A 24,685-nucleotide genomic window follows, 5' to 3' on the forward strand; every position below is an offset into this window, starting at 1 on the left:
GCCGTGCGCCCCACGAGGTGCTCGGTGCCCGTTGCTGGCCGTTTCGGGCACTCAGCACCTCGCAGGACGATGCGGCGCTGGTGGATGATGCGGCGCGGCGGCGGCTAGCGTGCCTGCTGCTTCACCACGAGCAGCCGGTACTCCTCATCCGACCACCAGCGATGCAGCACCCCGCCGGCGTAGTAGATCGAGTCGCCCGCGACCAGGCGATGCTCCTTGCCGTCCGTCTCCACGACGGCGGCGCCGGACAGGACGTACACGAACTCGTCCTCGGCGTGCGCGAACACCTCGCCGGGCTCGAGGGCGTCCGACTCGACCAGGATCGGCGTGAACGGCCGTGCCCCGCGCGCGAGCGACACCGCGGTGCCGCGCGCGAAGCCCTCCGGGGTGGGCCGGCGCGAACCCGCGCGCACCACCTCGGTGCGACGGGGCGCTGCGCCCTCGCCCGCCTCGGCGGCCGCGACCAGCTCGACCGGGCTCGTCTCGAGCGCGACAGCGATGCGCCGCAGCGACTGGAGGGACAGGTTCGCGAGGCCCCGCTCCACCTGCGACAGGAACGGATGCGACAGCTCCGTGGTCTCGGCCAGCTGCACGAGCGTGAGCCCACGCGCCTTCCGCAGCTCGCGAAGGCGGGCGCCCAGCCGCGCCGCGGCCGCGTCCTCGATGCCCTCGCCGCCTCCCATCACACCCGCTTCGACGGGTGCATGCCCATGCGCGTGAGGACCGTGTTCTCGACGATCTGGACCACGTTGTAGAGCACCAGCGAGACGCCGGTCACGACGACCACGGACGCCCACAGCTCATCGAACTTGGCTGAGGTCGAGTAGCCGTAGATCACGCCGCCGATGCCCGTGCCCGTCGCGAGCCACTCCGCGAGCAGCGCGCCGGTGATGGCGCCGGGCACCGAGACGCGCACCGCCGCGAAGAACGCCGGCAACGATGCCGGAAGCGCGACCGTGGTGAGCTGCTTCATGGGGCTGCCACCGTACACCTGGACCACCTCGAGCGCCTGAGTCGACGCCTGCTGCAGGCCGAAGGCGATGTTCACAAGGGCCGGGAACAGCACGACGATGCCGCCCATGACCGCGACGGTCAGGAACTCCCGCCCGAAGATCATGATGATGACCGGGGCGAACGCGATGAGCGGCACCGAGCGCAGCAGCAGCGCGAGCGGCATGACGGCGTGCTCGAAGCCCTTCGACAGGCGGAAGCCGATGGCACCCGCGAGCGCGAGGAGCAGACCGGCGACGAACCCGATGGTGGCGTCCTGGAGGGTCGCAGCGAGGTTGGTGGCGATCTCCTCCCGGTTGGCGGCCGCATCCTCCTCGACGAAGAAGAAGTTCCACACGTCCACGGGCCCCTTGGCGACATAGGGCGAGAGGTCGGACACCCACAGCACCACCTGCCAGAGCACCACGACCGCCACGAGGGTGAGCGCGAACGTCAGCAGCGAGCTGCCGAGCGACTTCAGCGTCGATCGGCGTGCCTGGCTGCGCACCTGGGCCGCGAGCTGCGCCACCTGCTCGGTGGGCTGCTGCGGCGTCTGCGTGAGCTCCATCACGCGGCTCCCTTCGCCCACGGAGTCGACAGCCGCGTGAGCAGCCCGACCAGCAGGTACAGCGTCAGGGCGATGGCGCCCGAGGCCAGCGCGATGCCCCACACGCGGGGCGAGTTGAGGGATTGCTGCGCGACCACCATCGCGGGACCGACGCCGGTCTCGACCTTGCCGAAGTACTCGCCGAGCACCGCGCCCAGGAAGGCCGCCGGCACCGCGATCTGCAACGCCGTGAGCACCGCGGGCAGCGACGCGATTAGGCGCACCTTGCGCAGCTGGGTGAGCCGCGAGCCGCCGTAGACCTGCACCACGTCGAGGCTCGCCTTGTCCGCGGCGTGCAGCCCGAGCAGCGAGCCCACCACCGTGGTGAAGAACACGCTGAGCGCGGCGACGAAGATCGCGGTGCCGGAGGGCTCGCCCTTCGACGGCACCTCGAAGATCAGCACCAGCAGCGGGCCGATCGCCACGATGGGGATGCAGTAGGAGATGACGGCGAGCTGCATCACCGCGCCCTCGAGCTTCGGCATCACCATGACGAATCCCGCGAGCAGCAGCGCCACGCCGTTGCCCCACAGGTAGCCCTGGAGCGCCTCGTTGAGCGTCACGGAGAAGTGGGTGACGTAGAAGTCGAAGCCGATCGCGCCGTACTCCTGGACCACCTGCCACGGCGTCGGGATCGCCTTGGTGTTGCCGGAGCCGACGTCCGCGAAGATCGTCACGGAAGAGATCCACCAGAGCGCGACGAGCGCCGCGGTGCTGATCGACACGATCGCCCAGGACGGGAGCCTGCGCTCCATCACTCGTCCTCGACCGCCGCGCCGCCGGCGCCGAACAGCAGCTCGGACGCCTGGTCCACGTACGCGTGAAACTCGGGGCTGCGCTGGATCTCGGGGGTGCGCGGGCGCGGGAGGTCGATGGTCATGACCTCCTTGACGCGCCCCGGACGCGGGCTCATGACGGCGACCTGGTCCGCGAGGAAGATCGCCTCGGTGATGCCGTGCGTCACCAGCAGCGTTGTCGCGGGCTTCGCGGCGAGGATGCGCATGAGCTCGAGGTTGAGGCGCTGACGCGTCATGTCGTCGAGCGCGCCGAACGGCTCGTCGAGCAGCAGCACCGACGGCTTGAGCACCAGGGCCCGCGCGATCGACACGCGCTGGCGCATGCCTCCCGACAGCTGCGACGGCTTGGCCTTCTCGAAGCCCTTGAGGCCGACCAGCTCGATGAGCTCGGCGATGTAGTCGTGGTCGACGTCCTTGCCCGCGACCTCGAACGGGAGCTTGATGTTCTGGTAGACCGAGCGCCACGGGAGGAGCGCGCTGTCCTGGAACGCGATGCCGAGCTCGTTGTACGCGCGCAGGTCCTTAGGCGACCGCCCGTCGACCCGCGTCGTGCCGCTCGTGGGCTCCTCGAGCCCCGCGAGGATGCGCAGGATGGTCGACTTGCCGCAGCCCGAGGGACCGAGCAGCGCGAGGAAGGATCCGCGGTCCGTGTGGAGGTTCGCGTCCTCGAGCGCGGTGACGGTCTTCTTCCCGGAGGTGAAGACCTTGGTGAGGCCGGAGATCTGCAGGCCGGTGCCCGGGGCGGTCTCGCCCCGGGCACCGGACTGGGTGACGTCGGTCACTGGAGATCCCGCAGATCAGCCCGCGTAGGCGACGAGCTCGGGGTGCTCCTCGTACACCTCGGCCAGCAGGCTGAGGTCGAAGAGGTCGGCGGCCTCGAGCTCGATGCCGGCGCCCGCGAGCGACGCGAGCGTCGACGTCTGGAGCTCGTCCGAGATGGTGAAGAGGCCGTTCGCGACGGTCTCGTCCGAGACCACCAGGTCCTCGGCCTGCGCGACGGCGCCGGCCTCGGAGTTGGTCGGGTCGAGGCCCAGGTCCGCGCCGTACACCTCGTAGGCGAGGCGGGCGCCCTCGGCCGGGTCGTTGACCGCGTCGGTCCAGCCGAGGATCTCGGCGTACAGGAACGCCTTGAGCGCGTCGCGGTTCTCCGCGATCGACTGGTCGGTGACCGTCACGGTCTCCGCGACGAACGGCAGGCCGTTGTCCGCGAAGGGCAGGTTGACGGTGTCGTAACCGGCCGCCTCGACGGTGATCGCCTCGTTGGTGAGGTAGGCGATGAAGCCGTCGACCTCGCCGTTGGTGAGCGGCGCCGGGTCGTACTCGACGGGGACGATCGTGACGTCCTCATCCGTGAGCCCGTTGGCGGCCAGCAGCGCCTCGAACAGCGACGTGTTGGAGGCCTGGACGCCGATCTTCTTGCCGACCATGTCGTCGACGGTGGCGATGTTGCCGCCGTCCGCGAGCGACAGGACCGTGAAGGGGTTCTTCTGGTACGTGGTGCCGATGATCTTGAGCGGCGCCTCCTCGGCCGCGACCGCCGCGCCGATGGAGACGGCGTCCGAGAGCGCGACGTCGGCGGTGCCGGACAGGAGCTCGGCGGCGCCCGTCGACGGGCCGGGGACCAGCTCGACGGACGCGAAGCCCGCCTCGGTGTAATAGCCCTCGCTGTCGGCGAAGAACTCGCCCGAGAACTCCTCGTTCTTGATCCACGACAGCTGGACGGTGAAGTCCCCGTACGCGCCCGGCTCGACCGCGGCGGGTGCGTCGTCCGCGCCGCCCGAGACCGATGCGCCGGGCTCGGCCTCGTCCGCCGCGCAGCCTGCGAGCGCGATCGCGGTGAGAGCCGCGGTCGCGACGGCGGCCGTGCGGCCCGCCTTGCCCATGATGAATCGCATGTCTTCTCCCTGTTCGCTTCGACGCGAGGTCCGCTGGGGCGCATGGTGGTGGGGTCGCGCCCGCGGCGTCCGGACACACGCGTCCGGCACGTCGGGACGAAGGTATGGAATGTAGATTTCATGAACATGCGAGGTTGTGTTTCGCCCTCGTAAATTCCCGGTTCCGTGACACAACCGTGACTTTCGGCCATGGCAGACTCGCCGGGAACCAGCCTCGGAAGGGAGGCGCCATGGATCTCACGACGGTGACCGGATACCGCCGCCCCACCAGCCGCGACGAGCTCGTGCTCGCGCCCGGCGAGCGCTTCCTCGCGGGCGGCACCTGGCTCTTCTCCGAGCCCAACCGCGACATCACCGGGCTGGTCGACCTCCAGGCCATGGGCTGGCCGCGCCTCGAGGTGAGCCGCGACGGGCTGACCATCGGCGCCACGTGCACCATCGCCGACCTCCTCGCGCTGCCACCCCACGTGGGCTGGGCCGCGCAGCCGCTCTTCGCCGAGGCCGCGAACGCGCTGCTCGCGAGCTTCAAGATCTGGAACGAGGCGACCGTGGTGGGCAACATCTGCCGCGGCTTCTCCGCCGCCGCGATGCTCGCCGCGTGCGTCACCCTCGACGCGGACGCCGTGGTGTGGACCGCCGGAGGCGAGGAGCGCATCGTCCCCGTCGCCGGCCTTCCCACGGGGAACGGCACCACCACGCTCGCCCACGGCGACCTGGTCCGCGAGGTGCGCATCGGCGCCGATGCGCTGCACGCCCGCACCGCGCTGCGCAAGATCGCGCTCGCCGAGCTGGGCCGTTCGGGCGCCGTCGTGACCGGACGGGCCCACGCCGACGGCCGCACAGTCATCGTCGTCACCGCCGCCACCCTGACCCCGACCGTGCTGCGCTACGCCGCGCCCCCGCCGCCCGCCGTCGCGCGGGACGATGCGCGGGCCGCCGCGGGCTTCTACACGGACGCCCTGGGCGCCGCCGACTGGCGCCGGCACGTCGCGGGCGTGCTCGCGGCCGAGGTCGCCGAGGAGCTCGCATGAGGCTGGACGTCGACGGCGCACCCGTCGAGGGCGACCCCGCGCCCGGCCAGAGCCTGCGCACCTACCTGCGCGGTCAGGGACGCTTCGAGGTGAAGAAGGGCTGCGACGCGGGCGACTGCGGCGCGTGCACGGTGCTGGTCGACGGCGCGCCCGTGCACTCGTGCCTCTACCCGGCCGTGCGCGCCGAGGGCCGTGCCGTCACCACCGCGGGCGGCCTCGCGCCCGGCGACGAGCCCCACCCCGTCCAGGACTCGTTCGCGCGCCACTTCGCCTTCCAATGCGGATTCTGCACCCCGGGCATGACGGTCACCGCGTCGACTCTCGCCGAGGAGGACCTCCCCGATCTCGACCGCCGCCTCAAGGGCAACCTGTGCCGCTGCACGGGCTACCGGCCCATCCGCGAGGCGGTGGAGCACGCGGTGCGCGGCTGCGGAGGCGGCTGCCTCGGCTGCCCCTCCGGTCAGGGAGACGCGCCGGGGGACGATGCGCCGGTCTCCGCACGCGCCGACGTCCGGCCTCCCGCGGCCGACCGGGTGGTGCAGGGCCGCGAGCCGTACACGTTCGACGTCGACGTGCCGGGCCTCACCCATCTCAAGGTGCTCGCCTCCCCGCACGCTCATGCGCGCATCGTCGCCATCGACGCCTCGGCGGCGCTCGCCATGCCGGGGGTCCACGCCGTCCTCACCCATGAGGACGCGCCCGTCACCCGCTACTCGACCGCGCGCCATGCGAACCGGCTCGACGACCCTCGCGACACCCGCATCCTCGACTCCGTGGTCCGCTTCCGCGGCCAGCGGGTCGCGGCGGTGGTCGCGGACACCCCCGCCCTGGCCGAGGCCGCCTGCGCGGTGATCGACGTGATCTACGAGGTGCTGCCCGCGGTCCTCGATCCCGAGGAGGCGCGCTCCCCCGGCGCGCCCCTGGTCCACCCCGCGCTGACCCCCGAGGACGGCGTCGCCGAGGCCTCGCGCAACGTCGTCGCGTCCTGGCGCGGGGGGTACGGCAACGTCGGGAGGGGCCTCGCGCGGGCCACCGCGGTCGCGACCGGCACCTGGTCGAACGCGCGCGTCAGCCACGCGCAGCTCGAGACCCACGGCTCGATCGGGTGGATCGACGCGGACGGCAGGCTCACCCTGCGCACCAGCACCCAGGTGCCGTTCCTCACCCGTGACGAGCTCGCGCTGGTGCTCGACCTCGACCCCTCCACGGTGCGCGTGTTCGCCGCCCGCGTGGGCGGCGGCTTCGGGGGAAAGCAGGAGATCTTCACCGAGGACATCGTCGCGCTGGCGGTCCTGCGGACCGGCCGGCCCGTCGCGTACGAGATGACGCGCGAGGAGGAGTTCGTGCGCACCGCGACGCGCCACCCGTTCCGGGTCACCGCGACGCTCGGGGCCGACTCCGACGGCCGGCTCACCGCGATGGACATCGAGGTGCTGTCCAACACCGGCGCGTACGGCAACCACGCTATCGGCGTGATGTTCCACGGCTGCGCGGAGTCGCTCGAGGCCTACCGCTCCCCCGCCAAGCGCCTGCATGCCGAGGTGGTCTACACGAACACGACCCCCGCCGGGGCGTTCCGCGGCTACGGGCTGGGGCAGGTGATCTTCGCGGTCGAGTCCGCGCTCGACGATCTCGCCCTGCGGCTCGGCATCGACCCGTTCGAGCTGCGCCGCCGCAACGCGGTGCGCGACGGCGACAAGCTCGGGGTGACCGAGCGGCGCCACCACGAGGACCTCATCTTCGGCTCCTACGGCCTCGACCAGTGCCTCGACCTCGCCGAGGCGGCGCTGCGACGCGGCAACGGCGTCGAGGCGCCTCCCGGGTGGGCGGTGGGCGAGGGCATGGCGCTGTCGATGATCGCGACCATCCCTCCGCGCGGCCATCCCGCGACGGCGGCGGTCACGGCGTTCCCCGACGGCACCGTCGAGGTCGCGGCCGGCACCGTCGAGTTCGGCAACGGCACCCACACCGTGCTCACGCAGATCGCGGCCGAGGCGCTGGGCGTCGCGCCCGGAGCCGTACGGCTGCGCACGTCCGACACCGACGCGACCTCGCACGACACCGGCGCGTGGGGCTCCACCGGCATCACCGTCGCGGGCAAGGCCGTGCACGCGGCGGCGGTCGCGCTGCGGTCGCTCCTCGACGGCGGCGCGCCCGTGCCGTCCGAAGGGCTCACCGCGCACGGCGAGACCGACGGCAAGGTGCGCTCTCTCGCGTTCAACGTCCACGCCGCGCGGGTCGCGGTCGACGTCGAGACGGGCCGCGTACGCATCCTCCAGTCCATCCAGGCGGCCGACGCGGGCGTGGTCCTCAACCCCGCGCAGTGCCGCGGCCAGATCGAGGGCGGCGTGGCGCAGGGCATCGGCTCGGCGCTCTACGAGGAGGTGCTCATGGGCGACCACGGCTCTCCGACCAACCCCGCCTTCCGCGTCTACCGCGTGCCCCAGATGGCCGACGTCCCGGAGACCGAGGTCTACTTCGCGCAGACCTCCGACTCCCTGGGCCCGTTGGGCGCGAAGTCGATGTCGGAGTCCCCCTACAACCCCGTCGCGCCGGCGCTGGCGAACGCGATCCGCCGGGCGATCGGCGCGCGCCCGATGGAGCTGCCGATGACGCGCGACCGGGTGTGGCGGCTCGCCGCCTCCGTCGCCCCCACCCCGGTGCGGGACGCTCAGCCCTCGGATCTCCGATGAATCGCCCCGTCGCGGTCCCTGAGCCGACGGCCCGTGCCGCCCGCCCGATCCATGATCACCTCGGCGAGGATCGCGACGGCGGTCTCCGCCGGCGAGGACCCGCCCAGATCGAGCCCGATCGGCGAGCGCAGCCGGGCCAGCGCATCGTCCCCCACGCCGACCTCGCGCAGCCGCTGGCGCCGCCGGGCATCGGCGACCCGCGAGCCCATCGCGCCGACGTAGGCGGCGGGCGACGCGAGCGCGACCTCGAGCGCGGGCACGTCGACGCGATCGTCATGGGTGAGGACGCAGATCACGGTGGACTGCTCGATCGCGAACGATCGCAGGAAGGCGTCGGGCCACGCGACGTGGACCTCGTGGGCGGCCGGGACGCGCTCCCTGGTCGCGAAGACCGGGCGCGGATCGACGACGACCACGCGGTACCCGAGCGCCCGGCCGGCCGCCGCGAGCGCCGGCGTGAAGTCGACCGCGCCGACCACGACGAGGCGCGGCGCCCGCGGACGGACGATGCGGTGGCCGCCCGGGAGCGTCAGCGTCACCTCGCCGTCGTCGAGCGAGGCCTCGAGCGCGTCGACGAGCCCACGGTCGCCCGGTCCCACGTGGAAGGCCTCCACGTCGACGGCTCCCCCGCAGGCGAGCCCGGGGCGCAGCAGGTCGCCCTCGCCGCCGAGCGTCGCGGCGACCGGGGCGGGATCCGCGAGGCGCGCGAGCGCGAGCTCGTACGCCTCGGACTCGATGCAGCCGCCGGAGATCGCGCCGATCGCGCGTCCGTCCGAGGTGACCGCCATCGCGGAGCCGGGGGCGCGGGGCGTCGAGCCATGCACCGCCGTCACCACCACGACGCCGAGCGCGCCACCCTCGTGCAGCACCCCCAGCGCCTCGCGCGCGATCTCGAACACGCCCGCCAGTCTGTCACCCCCCGGAGGGAAGAGATGAGCCACGACCTGGTCATTCGCGCCGCGCGCGCCGTGCTGCCGACGGGGGAGGTGCCGGCCGCGGTCTTCATCGGCGGCGGCCGCATCGTCGCCGTGGGCCCCGCCGATGCGCCGGCCCCGGGCATCCCCGAGGTGGTCCTCGCGCCCGACGAGGTGCTCCTGCCCGGGGCCGTCGACACCCATGTGCACGTCAACGAGCCGGGACGCACCGAGTGGGAGGGCTTCGACTCGGCGACGCGCGCGGCGCGGGCGGGCGGAGTCACCACGCTCATCGACATGCCGCTCAACTCGATCCCGCCGACAGTCTCGCCCGAGGCGCTGGCCGTGAAGCAGTCCGCCGCGGCCGGCAAGACGCACGTCAACGTGGGCTTCTGGGGTGGCGCGGTGCCCTCCAGCCTGGGCTCGCTGCGCGCGCTGTGGGACCAGGGGGTCTTCGGATTCAAGTGCTTCCTCGCGCCCAGCGGCGTGGACGAGTTCCCTCATCTCAACCGCGGGCAGCTCCTGCGCGCGATGGACGAGATCGCGGGCTTCGGCGGGCTGCTCATCGTGCACGCGGAGGACCCGGAGGTGCTCGAGGCGTACGACACCGCACCCGGTCGCGACTTCGCGGCATTCATGGCCACGCGTCCCCAGGCCGCGGAGACGAGCGCGATCGAGACCGTCATCGCCGCGATGCGCGAGACGGGGGCGCGCGCCCACGTCCTTCATCTGTCCGCAGCCTCCGCGCTCCCGCTCATCGCCGAGGCCAAGGCGGAGGGGCTACCCCTGACCGTCGAGACCTGCCCCCACTACCTCACGTTCGACGCGGCCCATGTGCCCGACGGCGCGACCCAGTACAAGTGCTGCCCTCCCATCCGCTCCGAGGAGAACCGCGAGCGGCTCTGGGAGGCCCTCGCCTCCGGGGTCATCGACTTCGTGGCGTCCGACCACTCCCCCGCCACCGCCGACCTCAAGCTCGCCGGCGGCGGCGACTTCGGGGTCGCGTGGGGAGGGATCGCCGGCCTCCAGACGTCGCTCGCGGCCGTCTGGACGGGGGCACGGATGCGGGGATTCTCGCTCGTCGATGTGGTGGGCTGGATGTCCACGCGGCCGGCGGCATGGTCGGGGCTCGCCACCAAGGGCGCGATCGAGGCCGGTCGCGACGCGGACCTGGTGGCCTTCGCCGCCGAGGAGCCGTGGGAGGTGCACGCCGACTCCCTCGAGCACCGCAACAAGGTGAGCGCCTATGACGGCGCGGCGCTCGCGGGGCGCGCGCGTCGGGTGTGGATCGGAGGCGTCGAGGACGCCGCGGGGGTTATGGTCGCCCGGCCGTAGGACTCTGCCATCACGCTGAAATGTCGATGTAATCAACATGCCCTAGCGTGCGAGGCATGATCATCCTGGGCGACCACCAGTACGGCAAGGCGGAGAACCGCATCGTGCGCATCGTGCGCGACACCCCGCGCCACGAGATCCGCGACGTCAACGTGAGCTCGTGCCTGCGCGGGCGGTTCGACGAGGCCCACCTCACGGGCGACCAGGGCGCCGTCCTCCCGACCGACACGCAGAAGCAGACGTCCTACGCCTTCGCGAAGACCCTCGGCCTGGCCTCGCTCGAGCGCTACGCGCATGCGCTCGCGGCGCACTTCGTCGACGACGTCGAGCCCGTCGACCAGGCGCGCGTCGAGCTCGAGGAGTTCGCGTGGGAGCGCGTGTCCGTGGGGGGCACCGAGCACGACTTCTCGTGGGTGCGCTCGGGCCAGGAGGTCCGCACGGTGTCCGTCACCGTGGAGGACGGCGGCCTGTGGATCACCGGAGGGCTCAAGGACCTGGTGGTGCTCAAGTCCTCAGGCTCCGAGTTCCACGGCTTCCTCAAGGACGAGTACACCGTCCTCGAGCCGACGTCGGACCGCATCATGGCGACCTCGCTGGTCGCGAGGTGGCGCTTTGGCGACGTGGACGTCGAGACCTTCGACTTCGACGAGGCCTACGCCGAGATCAAGGCCGCCCTGGTCGAGACCTTTGCGGGATTCCACTCCCTCGCGCTGCAGCAGACGCTCTACGAGATGGGCAAGGCCGCGCTCGAGGCGGTGCCGGAGCTGGTCGAGGTGCGCCTGAGCGCGCCCAACAAGCACCACTTCGCCTACAACCTGGCGCCGTTCGGCATCTCCAACGAGAACGAGGTCTTCCACGCGGACGACCGGCCCTACGGCCTCATCCAGGCGAGCGTCACCCGCGACGATGCGCCGCCCGCCGGGCCCGCGTGGGTGGGGTACAGCGGGCTCGTGTAGCCGCTCAGCCGTCGACGACCCGGACGTTCTTGGCGAGCGTCTTGAACCGCTCGCCGTCGTCCTGGACCACCGTGATAGTGACGGCGCCCGTGGCGCTCGTCTTCACGTCGGCGACCACGCCGACCTTGCCTCGGTGCGTGCCCGCGACCACCTCGCAGCGGTCGCCGTCGCCCACCTCGGGATCCTTCATCCCGCCAGTGTCGCACCGCGGCGCGGCGCGGGCACCACGGGTACGCGAGTCGCCGTCTCCCCACGCCGGAGCGCGGCGTGGGCCTGCGACAGAGACAACGCAGTGGTGAGCGACCTGCACTCGTCCGACCTTCCGACCACGGCACTCGAGGCGTCGCGCCCCCGGCCCGATGTCGATGGAGACGCCCCCGGGTCTGGTGGAGCGCGGCGATACCTGTCATTATTCGGACAATTGACGTCATAATGCGGGTCGACGTCTTGGCGCGGGCCGCGCCCGCCTATGGGGAAGGGGTGCGCCATGCGCACTTCGCACGGTTCGTCCACGCTCGGTTCGATCGGACGAGCAGACCGGAACAGGATACAGACGCCGCGTCGGCGTCGAACCCTGATGGCGGTGGCCCTGGCGACCGGTGTCGTGCTCTGCACGTCCGGGGTGATCGCGCCGGCGGCTTTCGCGGGCGATGCCAGCGGGTACAGCGATGAGGATGACAGTGTGGCGAACCTCGACTACTGGATGAGCGCACTTCCAGACGACGTCAAGTTGAGCGAACTCTCGATACCAGGCACGCATGACTCGGCTACGTCGACGGTAACCAACGACTTTCCGCGGTTCGCCGAGACGCAAACAATGACGCTGCGGGAGCAGCTGGACTCCGGCATCCGCGAACTCGACATCCGTGCGGCAGTGCGCGTGAACGACAACAAGCTCGCCAGCGACGACTACTTCACGATTCATCACAACGCGTACGACATCAACGAGCCCGGCACGGACCGGCAGATGACAGGCGACGATGTCATGACTGCCGTATGCGGCTTCCTTTCTGACAATCCCCGCGAGACAGTGCTTGTTCAGTGGGGTGACCTCGATCTGGTGGACGACGAGTGGGACGAGGTGGATCCTGACAGCGATCTCACGGAGGATGAGCGCAACGCACTGGTCGACTCGACCTATTCGGCCGCGCTGCGGTTGCAGATCGAGCGCTTCGAGGACCAGGGCTGCGTGTGGGACCAGGGCGGCAGCACCACCGTTCCGACGCTCGGTCAGGTGCGGGGCAAGCTCGTCCTGATCCCGCAGGCGATGGGCGCGGGCGGCTGGGGAGGATCAGCCGATCTCGACGAGTTCGGCCTCTGGTCCGCGCTCTTCTCGGGTGGAAGGGCACCGGTCGGCGGCGATGCCGTCGACACCCTCTACAACATCCCGGAGTACACGGAGAAGCTGGTCGGGAACATCAAGGCCGCAGATGCCGATACCGACAAGGAGCACATCTATGTCACGGGTCTGAACGCGAACACCGGGGCCAAGCCGCACAGCTTCGCGAATGGGGTCGACGGGATCGGGGCGATCGGCTATGAGGGTCAGGGGATCAACGAGCTGATGGTGGAGTGGATGCTGGGGCTTCGGAAGATCGACGGTGATCGCGGGCTTTCGGTGTCCAAGCTGGGGATCGTCGCGATGGATTATCCCGGGGCTTCGCTGATCGAGACGATCATCGCGTACAACTACCCCCTGATCTCCGACATCGGGATACTCCAGTCAATGGCGAGCGAGGCGTTCGTGTGGTGGGGCATCCAGATCAACAACGAGGTCGACGAGATTTCGCCTGGCGATGCTGACGCCGCCAAGCGTTGGGAGGCGATGCAGAAGATCCTGGACCACTTCCTGCCGAGCTATCCCATGATCGGATGGGTGCTGCATGATCGCGACAGGCAGATCTCGTGGGACACGGGCGGCGACGGTCTCTACCTTGATTCCAAATGGGACGAGGACTTCCGGTACATGTTCTTGTCGACGCACGGCCGCCCCGGGAACGCGGCGGGCAACAACAAGGCGATCGTCAAGGATCTCCTCACGCAACTCTCGGGCGCGAATGCGGCCGCGCGCAGCTACTACCTTCAGAAGGAGATATCGCTGATCTATCCGGGCCGCACAGTCGCGGTCCTGGTCAAGCAGTCGCCGGGCGGCTACGACAACTGGATGTACACCTCTCCGGAGACGGCACGATACGACCAGGACGGCTTCTTGCACGTCGTCTGGGTGTACGACGCGCCTGCTCCCCCCGTACTCGAGCTGGGCGGACCGTATGACGTCAACGAGGGCGACACGATCACCCTTCGGGCCGGCGCTTCCACAGACCCGGACGGCCGTCCCATCACGTACTGCTGGGCTACCTCGGGAGGCGTGTGCGCCAGCGGCCCGACACTCGATGTTCGCTTCGTCGACAACAACACAAAGACCTGGACGGTGAATGCGAACAATGGCGTGGCGCAGACCTCGCAAGACGTGACCGTGAGGTTCAACAACGTCGCTCCGACCGTGACCGATGTCCGAATCGACTCGCCCAAGGTGGAGAACGGAGTCGCGATCCTACGGGGAACACTGATCGATCCGGGAACCGGCGACTCACATACGCTCGTGGTCGACTGGGGAGACGGACAGCACTCGCGGGCAGAGATTCCTGCGCGCGGTGCCAGTGCTGCGGCTCACTTCCCGCTGCCCGGACTTCAGCACGTGTACCTCGACGACGGCCCGAGTGGGAATCCCTCCTACACGTACCCCGTCCACGTGACGGTCACCGACGACGACGGCGGCATCGGAGAGGCCGACGCCGACGCCCGGGTCGACAACGTCGCCCCGACGGTTTCGGACCTGTCAGTGACGCCGGCGGTGGATGAGAACGGTCTCGCCACCGTCACGGGCACCATCTACGACATCGGCTCGCTTGATACCCATACGGTGACCGTCGACTGGGGAGACGGGCATCAATCGCACGCGGATGTCCCCGCTCACCTGGAAAGTGCGCCGTTCGCCCCTCTGCCCGACCTGACCCATCAGTACCTCGACGATCCGGCCGGCGCCTCCTCAGATGAGTACACGGTGACCGTGAACGTGACCGATGATGACGGCGGCGAATGGGAAGACACCGCGCCCGTCCGGGTCGACAACATCGCCCCGACAGTATCGGACCTGTCCGTGACACCCGTCGACGAGGACGGGGTGGCCACCCTCACCGGGACCCTCAGCGACCCCGGAATGCTCGACACCCACACCGTGACCGTCGACTGGGGCGACGGATCGGATCCGGAGGGCCACGAGCTGGATGCCGGTCAGGGGCTCCCCGATCTGACACATCAGTACCTCGACGACCCGAGCGGAACGACGGACGATTACACCGTCAACGTGAGCGTGAGCGATGACGACGGCGGCGCATCGGAAGCCGCGGCTGTCCCAGCCGAGGTGAGCAACGTCGCTCCGACGGTCACGGACCTCGCGGTGATACCGGTCGACGAGAACGGTGTCGCGACTCTCACCGGCACCCTCGCAGATCCCGGAACGCTCGACACCCACACGGTGACCGTCGACTGGGGTGACGGAACGGGTCCGGAAGGCCATGAGCTGGATGCGGGCGAAGGACTCCCGGAGCTGACCCACCGGTACCTCGACGACGACCCCACCGAAACCGCCTCCGATGAGTACACGGTGACGGTGACGGTGACCGATGACGACGGCGGCGAAGGAGAGGGGACCGCCACCGCCCGGGTGGACAACGTCGCCCCGGCGGTGCTCGACCTCGCAGTGACACCCGTCGCAGAGAACGCCGTCGCCACCCTCACCGGGACTCTCAGCGACCCCGGAACCCTCGACACGCACACCGTGACCGTCGACTGGGGCGACGGATCGGATTCGGAAAGCCACGAGCTGGCCGGGGGTGACGGTCTCCCGGAGCTGACGCACCGGTACCTCGACGACAACCCGACGGGAACCCCCACCGACCAGTACACCGTGACCGTGACCGTGACCGATGACGACGGTGGCGCCTGGGAGGACGCCGTGACCGTCCACGTCGACAATGTCGCACCGGTCGTGACCTTCGGGACGATCCGCGACAGCTCCGGCTACACGGTCGGGGCGGCCCCGCCGAGCGACCTCGATGTAGCTCTGCTGGGCCTGGAAATCGACGCCATCGCGACATTCGCCGACCCGGGAACGCAGGACACACACACCAGCAGCATCGACTGGGGCGATGGGACGGTGAATCCCACCCAAGGCAGCAGCCCCATCTCAGCAAGCCACCGCTACCTCACGACCGGCGAGCGAACCGTGACGATCACCGTCACCGACGATGACACCGGCGTCGGCACAGCTACGGCATCCATCACAGTCGTCGATGCCGCGGGGGCGATCCGCATCCTCGCGGCGCATCTGCAAGGCATCGTGGACGACCCCACCGCCCCGGCGGCGACCCGTGACGCCGCGGCATCCGCGTTGACGGTCCTGGTCGGGAACAACCCTGCCAAGACAGGAGGCGCGCTCAACGACCTCACGGCGGTCGCGAAGAACAACTTCTTCGTCAAGCTCAGGACCGCGGCCGCCACGCTCGAGGGCGCCGCACTGCACCGCGAAGCGAACCTGGTCGCACTCATCGCGAAGTCCGTGATCGTGCTCGAGATCGACCAGTCCGCCACACACGCGACCACCGACCGCCAGACTCGTGCCGTCGCAGAAGCCAGAGCGGATGTGGCTGCGGGCGACGCCGCGACCACAGCCGCCGAAGCGATCGAGCACTACCGGACCGCGCTCATCCACCTCCGGCCCGCGCTATGACGAGAAGGCCGCGCACGGCTCAACGTCACCGTGCGCGCACACCCGCCGGATCTGGATGAGCGCGGGCTCGTCGCCGAACGCCCACGCAGACGGGGCCGAGGTCTCCCCGACTTCGGCATGCTCGTCATCCTCTCGGGGGTCCGGAGCCGCCACCAGACCCGGGGCGCAACACGGTGGGCCGTGAAGGACGCCAACGCCTGGCGATCATCACCTGGATCGAGAAGCCCTACCACCGACGCCGTCGCCAAGAACGTCTCGGCCGGATGACGCCCGTCGAGTGCGAGACCGTTGACGCTACCCAACACCTGGCCCTCGCTGCCTGACCACCCCGGTCAACTGATCTTGGGGCAGACCCCACCTTCGTCGTTGTCTTCATCGCGCCGCACCGATTCCTGCTTCGGAACGGAGACGGCCGGCGCCGCAGCGATGATCCCGTCTCGGGCGGCCCGCCGAAGGATCATCATGAGCACGATCAACACCGGCCGAGTGATGCCGATGAAATTTGACCGAGGGTTCAACGGCGACGGGATCCTGTCGAGCCGATCCGTCATCTCCCGGATTCTGGCCTTGTCGATCTCACGGACGGGCGTGTCCCCGAACTCGGGGATCAGGTAACCATCGACCTTGCACTTGTACGCGCGGATCGTCCCTACGGCACGGCGCCTTCCGCTGCGGTTGAGCTCGACACGAATGAGCGCGATCCACCGTTCGGTGTATTCAGTGAAGCCGATTGAGCGTGCACGCTCCGCCTAGGCTTCCGCACGCCGTCGCGCAGCGAGCGCGGCAGGATGCTCCCACTCTTGGCGCGAGATCTTCGTGTGCACACTGGCCAGCCACGCGCGGGCATCCGTCTTTGTGAGGAACGTGAGCGGCCCATCGTCCTCGGTACGCACGGTGTATGTCTCACCGTCCGGGGCAGGATACCGAGCTTGCCAGCGACCAGACGGGAGCTTCCGAAGGCTCCCCCACGCCTCCCTGCTCGCCGTCGACGAATCGATCCTTCGTGCGGGGCTCATCATGCCGTCCCGTAGTCACGAGCGGACTCACGTGGACAGGCGCGCCATTCCGTGCCACTACATACCCAGGGGGCGCACTGAACACCTCCTGATCAGGAGTTTCTCCCGACCACTGGAGGATGAAGCTCCACGATATGGCACGATATGGCACGAGCCCAATGGCACGACGAACCCGAGTTCCGGATGCCGAGCCACCCCGCTCTCTGGTCAAGGGCGTGCGCGTGCCACCCCCGTGCCACATCGAACGGCCATTCCTGCTCATTGCTGTCCTCCTCTGTCTCTCGAGAGAAGGCACAAGAGAGGCCCGAATCCGCAGAATCCTGCGAATCCGGGCCTCTCACCAGCCGTTTCGGGCCGGAGTCAGAATCGGGAGATCAGAAGTCCCAGTCGTCGTCCGTGGTCTCCTCGTGCTTGCCGATGACATACGACGAGCCCGACCCCGAGAAGAAGTCGTGGTTCTCGTCCGCATTCGGCGACAGCGCCGAGAGGATCGCAGGCGAGACGTCGCAGACGTTGGCAGGGAACAGCGCCTCGTAGCCCAGGTTCATCAGCGCCTTGTTGGCGTTGTAGTGGAGGAACTTCTTGACGTCCTCCGCCATGCCCAGGCCGTCGTAGAGGTCGTGCGTGTACTGCACCTCGTTCTCGTAGAGGTCGTACAGGAGCGAGAACGTGTAGTCCTTGAGCTCCTCGCGCCGGGCCTCCGACTCGAGCTCGAGCCCCTTCTGGAACTTGTAGCCGATGTAGTACCCGTGCACGGCCTCGTCGCGGATGATGAGGCGGATCATGTCGGCCGTGTTCGTGAGCTTCGCCCGCGAGGACCAGTACATGGGCAGGTAGAAGCCCGAGTAGAAGAGGAAGCTCTCGAGCAGCGTCGACGCGACCTTCCGCTTGAGCGGGTCCTCGCCGTGGTAGTAGTCGAGGACGATCTGCGCCTTGCGCTGCAGGTTCTGGTTCTCGGTCGACCAGCGGAACGCGGCGTCGATCTCGGGCGTCGAGCACAGCGTCGAGAAGATCGACGAGTAGCTCTTCGCGTGCACCGACTCCATGAACGCGATGTTCGTGTAGACGGCCTCCTCGTGCGGGGTGAGCGCGTCGGGGATGAGCGACACGGCGCCCACGGTGCCCTGGATGGTGTCCAGGAGCGTGAGGCCGGTGAACACGCGCATCGTGAGCGTCTGCTCCTCCGGCGTGAGGGTGGCCCACGACTGGACGTCACCCGACAGCGGCACCTTCTCGGGCAGCCAGAAGTTGGCGGTGAGGCGGTTCCACACCTCGACGTCCTTGTCGTCCTGGATGCGGTTCCAGTTGATGGCGTCGACGTGGCTGACGAGGGTCAGCTTCTCGGTCATGTCAGTTCCTTCTTGCGTGTGTCGAGGAGAACGATGCGCGGGACGCTACAGCATGCAGCTGACGCAGCCGTCGACCTCGGTGCCCTCGAGCGCCATCTGGCGGATGCGGATGTAGTAGATGGTCTTGATGCCCTTGCGCCACGCGTAGATCTGCGCCTTGTTGATGTCACGCGTGGTCGCGGTGTCCTTGAAGAACAGGGTCAGCGACAGCCCCTGGTCGACGTGCTGCGTCGCCGCGGCGTACGTGTCGATGATCTTCTCGGGGCCGATCTCGTACGCGTCCTGGAAGTACTCCAGGTTGTCGTTGTCCATGAAGGGCGCCGGGTAGTAGACGCGACCCAGCTTGCCCTCCTTGCGGATCTCGATGCGCGACGCGATCGGGTGGATCGAGGACGTCGAGTTGTTGATGTAGGAGATCGAGCCGGTGGGCGGCACGGCCTGGAGGTTCTGGTTGAAGATGCCGTCCTTCTGCACCTTCGCCTTGAGCTCGCGCCAGTCGTCCTGCGTCGGGATCGAGATGCCGGCCTCCGCGAAGATCTCCGCGACGCGGGCGGTCGCGGGGACCCACTCCTGCTCGGTGTACTTGTCGAAGAACTCGCCCGAGGCGTACTTCGAGTTCTCGAAGCCCTCGAACGCGGTCCCCTGCTCCTTCGCGATCGTGTTCGAGGCGGCGATCGCGTGGAACAGCACCGTGTAGAAGTAGATGTTGGTGAAGTCCACACCCTCCTCGGAGCCGTAGTGGATCCGCTCGCGGCCCAGGTAGCCGTGGAGGTTCATCTGGCCGAGGCCGATCGCGTGGGCACGGTCGTTGCCGTAGCGGATCGACGGCACCGCATCGATGGCCGACTGGGTCGACACGGCGGTGAGGCCGCGCACCGCGATCTCGACCGTCTGCGCGAGGTTGCCGCCGTCCATCGCCGTCGCGATGTTCATCGAACCGAGGTTGCAGGAGATGTCCTTGCCGGTCTCCGCGTACGTGAGGTCCTCGTTGAAGGTCGACGGGGTGTTGACCTGGAGGATCTCCGAGCAGAGGTTCGACATGTTGATGCGACCCGCGACCGGGTTGGCGTTGTTCACCGTGTCCTCGAACACGATGTACGGGTAGCCCGACTCGAACTGCAGCTCCGCGACCGTCTGGAAGAACTGGCGGGCCGAGATCTTGGTCTTGCGGATGCGCGCGTCGTCCACCATCTCGTCGTACTTCTCCGTGATGGAGATGTCGCCGAAGGGCACGCCGTAGACGCGCTCGACGTCGTACGGGCTGAAGAGGTACATCTCCTCGTTCTTGCGCGCCAGCTCGAACGTGATGTCGGGCACGACGACGCCCAGCGAGAGCGTCTTGATGCGGATCTTCTCGTCTGCATTTTCGCGCTTGGTGTCGAGGAACTTCATGATGTCCGGGTGGTGCGCCGAGAGGTACACCGCGCCCGCACCCTGGCGCGCGCCGAGCTGGTTCGCGTAGGTGAAGGAGTCCTCGAGGAGCTTCATCACGGGGATGATGCCCGAGGACTGGTTCTCGATGTGCTTGATCGGCGCGCCGGCCTCACGGATGTTCGACAGCGACAGCGCCACGCCGCCGCCGCGCTTCGACAGCTGCAGCGCGGAGTTGATGGAGCGGCCGATCGACTCCATGTTGTCCTCGATGCGCAGCAGGAAGCACGAGACGAACTCGCCGCGCTGCGCCTTGCCCGCGTTGAGGAACGTGGGGGTCGCGGGCTGGAAGCGGCCCGACACGATCTCGTCGACCAGCGCCGTGGCGAGGCCCTCGTCACCCGCGGCGAGGGTCAGCGCGACCATGACCACGCGGTCCTCGTAGCGCTCGAGGTACCGCTTGCCGTCGAAGGTCTTGAGCGTGTAGCTCGTGTAGTACTTGAAGGCGCCCAGGAAGGTCGGGAAGCGGAACTTCTTGGCGTACGCGCGCTCGGTCAGCGCCTGGATGAACGTGAAGTCGTACTGCGCGAGGACCTCGGGCTCGTAGTACTTCTTCTCCACGAGGTAGTCGAGGCGCTCCTTGAGGGAGTGGAAGAAGACCGTGTTCTGGTTGACGTGCTGGAGGAAGTACTCGCGCGCCGCCTCGCGGTCCTTGTCGAACTGGATCTTCCCCTCGGCGTCGTAGAGGTTCAGCATCGCGTTGAGCGAGTGGTAGTCCATCCCCGTGCGCGGGGCGTCGATCACAGTTGCTTCCACAGGTCTTCCAATCCGTCGCGGACGGCCGTGACGTCGTCCGGGGTTCCGAAAAGCTCGAGCTTGTACAGGTGCGGCACCTTGCACTTGCTGGCGACGATGTCGCCGGCGATGCAGTAGGCCGAACCGAAGTTGGTGTTGCCCGCGCTGATCACTCCCCTGATGTACGAGCGGTTGTGCTCGTCGTTCAGGAACTTGATGACCTGCTTGGGCACGGCGCCGCGGTCGTTGCCGCCGCCGTAGGTCGGGAGGACGAGCACGTAGGGCTCGTCGACCTTGAGAGGCTCCTCGGAGGGGTACAGCGGGATCCGGTCCGCCGGGACACCCAGCTTCTGGACGAAGCGGTGGGTGTTGCCCGAGGCCGAGCTGAAGTACACCAAGGAGGCCATGCGGCGGCTCGCTTAGGAGGCGACCCGCTCGGCCAGCGCGGCGATGCGGTCGGGCTGGAAGCCCGACCAGTGCTCGTCCCCGGCGACCACCACGGGCGCCTGCAGGTAGCCCAGCTTCATGACCGTGTCGTACGCGTCCTGGTCCTCGGTGACGTCGAAGATCTGGAACTCGAGCTCCGCGCGCTCGAGCGCCTTCTTGGTGGCGGTGCACTGCACGCAGGAGGGCTTCGAGTAGACCGAGATCGTCATGGGGACGTCCTTTCGAGAGACGAAACGAGAGACAGCAAGCGCCACTATATATGGGGCCTGCGCCCGGATGCCACCACTAGATGGTGTGTTTCCTCCACAGATTTACCCACAAATGACTCACAGGAGGAGGGCCTGCCTGTGAGTAACTCCGCCCGGTGTGCGCGACACGCCGTGCCATCCAGGGACGGCGCCCCGCGTCGGCCCGAAACGCTGTGGAAACGGGGGCGGTCTACGGTGACGATGCGCGTCCCCTCCGCCCTGAGAGGGGGCTGAGGAGGGGCACTCGCATGGCGGACGGCAACGACGTCGCACACCACGACGGGACGCGGGTGTACCGCGCCCACGTCTTCCACATCGCGGGCTCGCCCGCGCAGACGGACGTCGCGTCGCACCTCGTGTCGATCCCCGACGGCGCGCTGGTGGTCGCGGGCGACGGCCGCATCGTGTGGCTGGGCGGGTGGGCCGCGCTCCCCGCCGCCTACGCCGACGCGCCCGTGACGCGCGCTGACTACCTGGTCCCCGGCTTCGTCGACTCGCACGTGCACTTCCCGCAGTCCTACGCGACCGCGGCGCACGGAGGAGGCCAGCTGCTCGAGTGGCTCGACCACTGCATCTTCCCCACCGAGACCCGGTTCGCCGATCCGGACTTCGCCGACCGCGCCGCGCGCTACTTCGCGCGCCGACGCATCGCCGCGGGCACCACGGCGGCGATGGTGTTCGGCTCCGCGTTCCCGGTCGCCCAGGACGCCCTCTACCGAGCGACGCTCGAGGCGGGCCTGCGCATCGTCTCCGGTCGTGGCATCCAGACGGTCGGCCCGGCCGCCGCCTCGGCCCTCCTCACCTCGGAGGAGGACGCGATCACCCTCGTGGCCGACGAGATCGACCGCTGGCACGCCGTCGACACGGGCGACCCGCGCACGGCGCACGTCCAGGTCGCGGTGGTCCCGCGCTTCTCGCTCTCCGCGACCCCTCGCACGCTTCACGCGCTCGGCGAGCTGTACGACGAGGCCCGCATGACCGGCGTCTACTTCCACAGCCACCTCAACGAGAACAACCGCAAGGGCGACGGCGAGATCGCCGCCGTGCTCGGCTCCTACGGCGTCGAGGCCTACCTCGACACCTACGACGGGCGCTTCCTGCCCGGCTCGAGGACCGGCGGCCACTCGCTGCTCGGCCGCCGATCGTCGCTCGCTCATGCCGTCCACTCGCAGCCGCGCGAGCTCGCGCGCATGGCCGAGACCGGCACGTCGATCGCTCACTGCCCCACCTCGCAGCTGTTCCTGGGCTCCGGGACGATGCCGTGGCGGTCCACCGTCGCGGCCGGGGTCAACGTAGCGCTGGGGTCCGACATCGGAGCCGGCGACGAGTGGCTCATCTCCCGTGTCGCGGGCGACTGCTACAAGGTGCACATCTCCGAGGAGGGCGACGCGGGCACCGCGCTCCACCCTGCCGAGCTCCTGTTCGCGGCGACCCTCGCGGGCGCGCGGGCGCTCGACATGGAGCACGCGTTCGGCAACCTCGACGTCGGCAAGGACGCGGACTTCCTCCTCATCGAGACGAGCCGGTGGGAGCCGCTCGAGGGGATGCTCAGCATGGGGATCCGCTCGGACGACCCGGAGCAGGCGACGCTCGAGGAGCTCTTCACGCTCCTGGTGGGCCTGCGTCAGCCCGCGATCGCGGGCGTGTACGTCGCGGGCAGGCGGGCGGTCGCGCCCGCCCTGTAGCTGTGCCCGCAACCGCCCGATCCGGGCGCTCGGCACCTCCTGGCGGCCAGGCGACGGCTCAGGCTAGGGTCGAGCCATGCATCCGATCGCGCGACGCTGCGCCCAGTGGGCGGCGGGGCTGGTCCTCGTCGGCACGTTCGCCATCGTGGTGGGCCCGGAGATCGTGCTCCGCGTCGGCCAGTCCACCGGCGCCGGCGACGAGGTCGTGTTCTGGATCCTCACCTACGTCATCGGCGGCATCCGCCTGTTCGCCGTCCCTATCGCCGCGGCGCTCGTGGGCGCCGCGGTGGTGGTCCAGGTGCTCGCCCCCGCGCGCACGGACGTCGATCCCGAGGTCGAGGAGCGCCACGCGGCGTGAGACCATCCTGCCCATGGCGGTGGTGAGCGATCGGGTGGCGGAGCGAGCGGCGGAGGACTTCGGACGGTCGGCGCCGCGCATCGTCAGCGCGCTCGAGCGCCTGTCGGTGACGCCGAGCGCGGACCCCGAGCGCATCCACGCGGCGGTGCTGCTGTCGGGCCGCGGCAGCCTCTCGCTGTTCGAGGACGCGCTCGACCACGCGCGCGACGACTGGGCGGACCTGCTCGATCGCGCCGGGCTCGCCGGCGCCGACTGGGGCGCCCGGCTCGACGCGGAGCTAGGCGTCGGGTGACGCGGGGCACGATGCGCAGGCGCGCCTGGGCGGTCGCCGCAGGCACCGCCGGGGTCGCGCTGTCCCTCGCCTTCGTCCGGCTCTCGCTCGCGTGGTCGGACTCGCAGCCCTACGACCCTGAGGTCACCGAGCCCCGCTACGTCGCCTTCATCGTCATCGCGCTGGCGATCACGGCATCCGGCCTGGTGGCGGCGACCCTGATCTGGCGCGGACGCCGCTAGGCCGTCGCCTCCGCGGCCGGCGCGGACGCCTCACCCGCGGGCTCGCCGAGCCCGAACTCCCGGAAGCGGTCGATCCTGCCGCGGATGAACCACACGAGGATGATGCCGAGGATCATCACCACGTAGTTCGCCATCGCCGCGATCGCCGCGAGGCCGCCGGTCGCGGCGGCCTCGGTCGTCTCATCGATGCCGCCCGCGAGCAGCATCCCCGACGGGTCCGTGGTCGCGTGGAGGATCATCGGCCAGATCAGGCTCCGCGTCACGCGCAGCACCAGGTACATCGCGAGGCCGAAGAAGAAGGTGTAGACCACCGTGATGAGCACGGTCGGCACGTCCATCGAGAACGCGTTGCCCAGGTGCATCGCCGCGAACACCAGCGAGGACAGCACCGCGACCCAGGCCTCCCGGTAGCCGGCCCTGCGCAGCAGGTTGACCGCGAGGCCGCGCGTGGCGAGCTCCTCGGCGAAGCCCACGAGCGCGCCCAGCACCAGGATCATCACGATCGACCCCACGGTGAACTGGCTGTAGTCCGCCGCGACGAACCTCATGAGGTTCCAGCCGAGCACGCCGAGGAACGGTAGCCACATCCACCAGCTCCGGCTGAGCGACGCGGGCTGCCGGAGCATCTGCCCCCACCAGCCGAGCCGCCGCGCGATGATCGCGAGCACGATGCCGTTGACCAGGATCGACAGGCATGCACCGAGGAAGATCGACAGCGGGTCGCCCAGCAGGTCGTCGGTGTCGACCGAGTCGGCGAGGAACGTCACGACGAGGTACCCGATGGCCGTGTTGATCGCCACGTAGCCGACCCCGACGAGGACGGCCTTCCAGAAGCCGCCCCGATCCCAGAACCCTGCCCGCGCCGTCGTGGACCCCTCAGACATGGCGACCTC

At 69.4% G+C, this 24,685-nt stretch carries 23 protein-coding genes and 1 pseudogene; 10 read left to right on the plus strand and 14 right to left on the minus strand.

The window, feature by feature from the left end; translation table 11 throughout:
* Positions 1-104: 104 nt before the first annotated feature.
* Genes AOM09_RS07225 through AOM09_RS07245 form a run of 5 tightly spaced genes read right to left on the minus strand, consistent with a single transcriptional unit; the run spans position 105 to position 4,289 of the window.
* Complete coding sequence (locus tag AOM09_RS07225) at positions 105-683, minus strand: helix-turn-helix domain-containing protein (protein ID WP_062386134.1); 579 nt, start codon at positions 681-683, stop codon at positions 105-107.
* Positions 683-1,558 carry an ABC transporter permease gene (locus AOM09_RS07230; protein WP_082098929.1) on the minus strand — a complete coding sequence of 292 codons (876 nt, stop codon included), beginning with the start codon at positions 1,556-1,558 and terminating at the stop codon, positions 683-685. The genes AOM09_RS07225 and AOM09_RS07230 overlap by 1 nt, the downstream gene beginning before the upstream one ends.
* Positions 1,558-2,352 carry an ABC transporter permease gene (locus tag AOM09_RS07235; protein WP_062386136.1) on the minus strand — a complete coding sequence of 265 codons (795 nt, stop codon included), beginning with the start codon at positions 2,350-2,352 and terminating at the stop codon, positions 1,558-1,560. The genes AOM09_RS07230 and AOM09_RS07235 overlap by 1 nt, the downstream gene beginning before the upstream one ends.
* Positions 2,352-3,176: an ABC transporter ATP-binding protein gene (locus tag AOM09_RS07240; RefSeq protein WP_062386138.1), complete on the minus strand. Its 825-nt coding sequence runs from the start codon at positions 3,174-3,176 to the stop codon at positions 2,352-2,354. Before AOM09_RS07240 ends, AOM09_RS07235 begins: the two co-directional genes overlap by 1 nt.
* A 15-nt stretch (positions 3,177-3,191) precedes the next feature.
* On the minus strand, positions 3,192-4,289 hold the full coding sequence (locus AOM09_RS07245; RefSeq protein WP_062386140.1) for an ABC transporter substrate-binding protein: 1,098 nt from the start codon (positions 4,287-4,289) through the stop codon (positions 3,192-3,194).
* Between the two features lie 230 nt (positions 4,290-4,519).
* Here AOM09_RS07245 and AOM09_RS07250 point away from each other — a divergent pair, with 230 nt between their 5' ends.
* Both AOM09_RS07250 and AOM09_RS07255 read left to right on the plus strand, forming a co-directional pair.
* Positions 4,520-5,320 carry an FAD binding domain-containing protein gene (locus AOM09_RS07250; protein ID WP_062386143.1) on the plus strand — a complete coding sequence of 267 codons (801 nt, stop codon included), beginning with the start codon at positions 4,520-4,522 and terminating at the stop codon, positions 5,318-5,320.
* The gene (locus tag AOM09_RS07255) at positions 5,317-8,013 is read left to right on the plus strand and encodes a molybdopterin-dependent oxidoreductase (protein WP_062386145.1); all 2,697 of its coding nucleotides are present in this window, start codon (positions 5,317-5,319) and stop codon (positions 8,011-8,013) included. Before AOM09_RS07250 ends, AOM09_RS07255 begins: the two co-directional genes overlap by 4 nt.
* Here the strand turns inward: AOM09_RS07255 and AOM09_RS07260 are convergent.
* Positions 7,992-8,912, minus strand: coding sequence for an XdhC family protein (locus tag AOM09_RS07260; protein ID WP_062386148.1), 921 nt, complete (start codon positions 8,910-8,912; stop codon positions 7,992-7,994). The two genes, AOM09_RS07255 and AOM09_RS07260, sit on opposite strands and share 22 nt — an antisense overlap.
* Before the next feature lie 33 nt (positions 8,913-8,945).
* On the opposite strand from AOM09_RS07260, the gene allB reads away from it, so the two are divergent.
* Positions 8,946-10,262 (plus strand): allantoinase AllB, encoded by a 1,317-nt coding sequence (allB, locus tag AOM09_RS07265; RefSeq protein ID WP_062386151.1) that lies wholly within the window; start codon positions 8,946-8,948, stop codon positions 10,260-10,262.
* 56 nt (positions 10,263-10,318) lie between these two features.
* Positions 10,319-11,218 (plus strand): factor-independent urate hydroxylase, encoded by a 900-nt coding sequence (pucL, locus tag AOM09_RS07270; RefSeq protein ID WP_062386154.1) that lies wholly within the window; start codon positions 10,319-10,321, stop codon positions 11,216-11,218.
* A 4-nt stretch (positions 11,219-11,222) separates the two neighbouring features.
* Here pucL and AOM09_RS07275 read toward each other — a convergent pair whose 3' ends face one another.
* Entirely contained in the window at positions 11,223-11,408 is a 186-nt protein-coding gene (locus AOM09_RS07275) for a KOW motif-containing protein (protein ID WP_062386156.1), read from the minus strand.
* 393 nt (positions 11,409-11,801) lie between these two features.
* Here AOM09_RS07275 and AOM09_RS07280 point away from each other — a divergent pair, with 393 nt between their 5' ends.
* Together AOM09_RS07280 and AOM09_RS15525 are read left to right on the plus strand one after the other, a co-directional pair.
* Entirely contained in the window at positions 11,802-16,010 is a 4,209-nt protein-coding gene (locus tag AOM09_RS07280) for a PKD domain-containing protein (protein WP_156162284.1), read from the plus strand.
* 194 nt (positions 16,011-16,204) lie between these two features.
* Positions 16,205-16,333, plus strand: a pseudogene (locus AOM09_RS15525) (IS3-like element ISAar45 family transposase); the annotation flags it as partial.
* Positions 16,334-16,342: 9 nt separating this feature from the next.
* On the opposite strand, the gene AOM09_RS15435 reads toward AOM09_RS15525, so the two are convergent.
* From AOM09_RS15435 to nrdH, 6 genes are all read right to left on the minus strand, one after another.
* Positions 16,343-16,561: a hypothetical protein gene (locus AOM09_RS15435; RefSeq protein WP_187330412.1), complete on the minus strand. Its 219-nt coding sequence runs from the start codon at positions 16,559-16,561 to the stop codon at positions 16,343-16,345.
* Positions 16,562-16,759: 198 nt separating this feature from the next.
* Complete coding sequence (locus AOM09_RS15690; RefSeq protein WP_500778249.1) at positions 16,760-17,029, minus strand: hypothetical protein; 270 nt, start codon at positions 17,027-17,029, stop codon at positions 16,760-16,762.
* A gap of 371 nt (positions 17,030-17,400) precedes the next feature.
* On the minus strand, positions 17,401-18,375 hold the full coding sequence (nrdF, locus tag AOM09_RS07285) for a class 1b ribonucleoside-diphosphate reductase subunit beta (protein ID WP_062386161.1): 975 nt from the start codon (positions 18,373-18,375) through the stop codon (positions 17,401-17,403).
* A 45-nt stretch (positions 18,376-18,420) separates the two neighbouring features.
* A complete protein-coding gene (gene nrdE / locus AOM09_RS07290; protein WP_082098954.1) occupies positions 18,421-20,526 on the minus strand; it encodes a class 1b ribonucleoside-diphosphate reductase subunit alpha in 2,106 nt (701 codons plus the stop codon).
* A gap of 20 nt (positions 20,527-20,546) precedes the next feature.
* Complete coding sequence (nrdI, locus tag AOM09_RS07295) at positions 20,547-20,948, minus strand: class Ib ribonucleoside-diphosphate reductase assembly flavoprotein NrdI (protein ID WP_062386164.1); 402 nt, start codon at positions 20,946-20,948, stop codon at positions 20,547-20,549.
* A gap of 12 nt (positions 20,949-20,960) precedes the next feature.
* Positions 20,961-21,197, minus strand: a complete 237-nt coding sequence (nrdH, locus tag AOM09_RS07300) for a glutaredoxin-like protein NrdH (RefSeq protein WP_062386166.1) — start codon at positions 21,195-21,197, stop codon at positions 20,961-20,963.
* Between the two features lie 287 nt (positions 21,198-21,484).
* Between nrdH and AOM09_RS07305 the strand changes: the two genes are divergently transcribed.
* From AOM09_RS07305 to AOM09_RS07320, 4 genes are all read left to right on the plus strand, one after another.
* The gene (locus tag AOM09_RS07305; RefSeq protein ID WP_062386167.1) at positions 21,485-22,921 is read left to right on the plus strand and encodes an amidohydrolase family protein; all 1,437 of its coding nucleotides are present in this window, start codon (positions 21,485-21,487) and stop codon (positions 22,919-22,921) included.
* Between the two features lie 76 nt (positions 22,922-22,997).
* On the plus strand, positions 22,998-23,279 hold the full coding sequence (locus AOM09_RS07310) for a hypothetical protein (protein WP_062386169.1): 282 nt from the start codon (positions 22,998-23,000) through the stop codon (positions 23,277-23,279).
* Positions 23,280-23,292: 13 nt separating this feature from the next.
* Positions 23,293-23,571 carry a hypothetical protein gene (locus AOM09_RS07315; RefSeq protein WP_062386171.1) on the plus strand — a complete coding sequence of 93 codons (279 nt, stop codon included), beginning with the start codon at positions 23,293-23,295 and terminating at the stop codon, positions 23,569-23,571.
* An 11-nt stretch (positions 23,572-23,582) separates the two neighbouring features.
* Positions 23,583-23,792 (plus strand): hypothetical protein, encoded by a 210-nt coding sequence (locus tag AOM09_RS07320; RefSeq protein ID WP_156162285.1) that lies wholly within the window; start codon positions 23,583-23,585, stop codon positions 23,790-23,792.
* Here the strand turns inward: AOM09_RS07320 and AOM09_RS07325 are convergent.
* On the minus strand, positions 23,789-24,676 hold the full coding sequence (locus tag AOM09_RS07325) for a CPBP family intramembrane glutamic endopeptidase (RefSeq protein WP_062386176.1): 888 nt from the start codon (positions 24,674-24,676) through the stop codon (positions 23,789-23,791). The two genes, AOM09_RS07320 and AOM09_RS07325, sit on opposite strands and share 4 nt — an antisense overlap.
* Positions 24,677-24,685 lie beyond the last annotated feature (9 nt).

The organism is Demequina iriomotensis, assembly GCF_000971395.1.
Classification (GTDB): Bacteria; Actinomycetota; Actinomycetes; order Actinomycetales; family Demequinaceae; genus Demequina; species Demequina iriomotensis.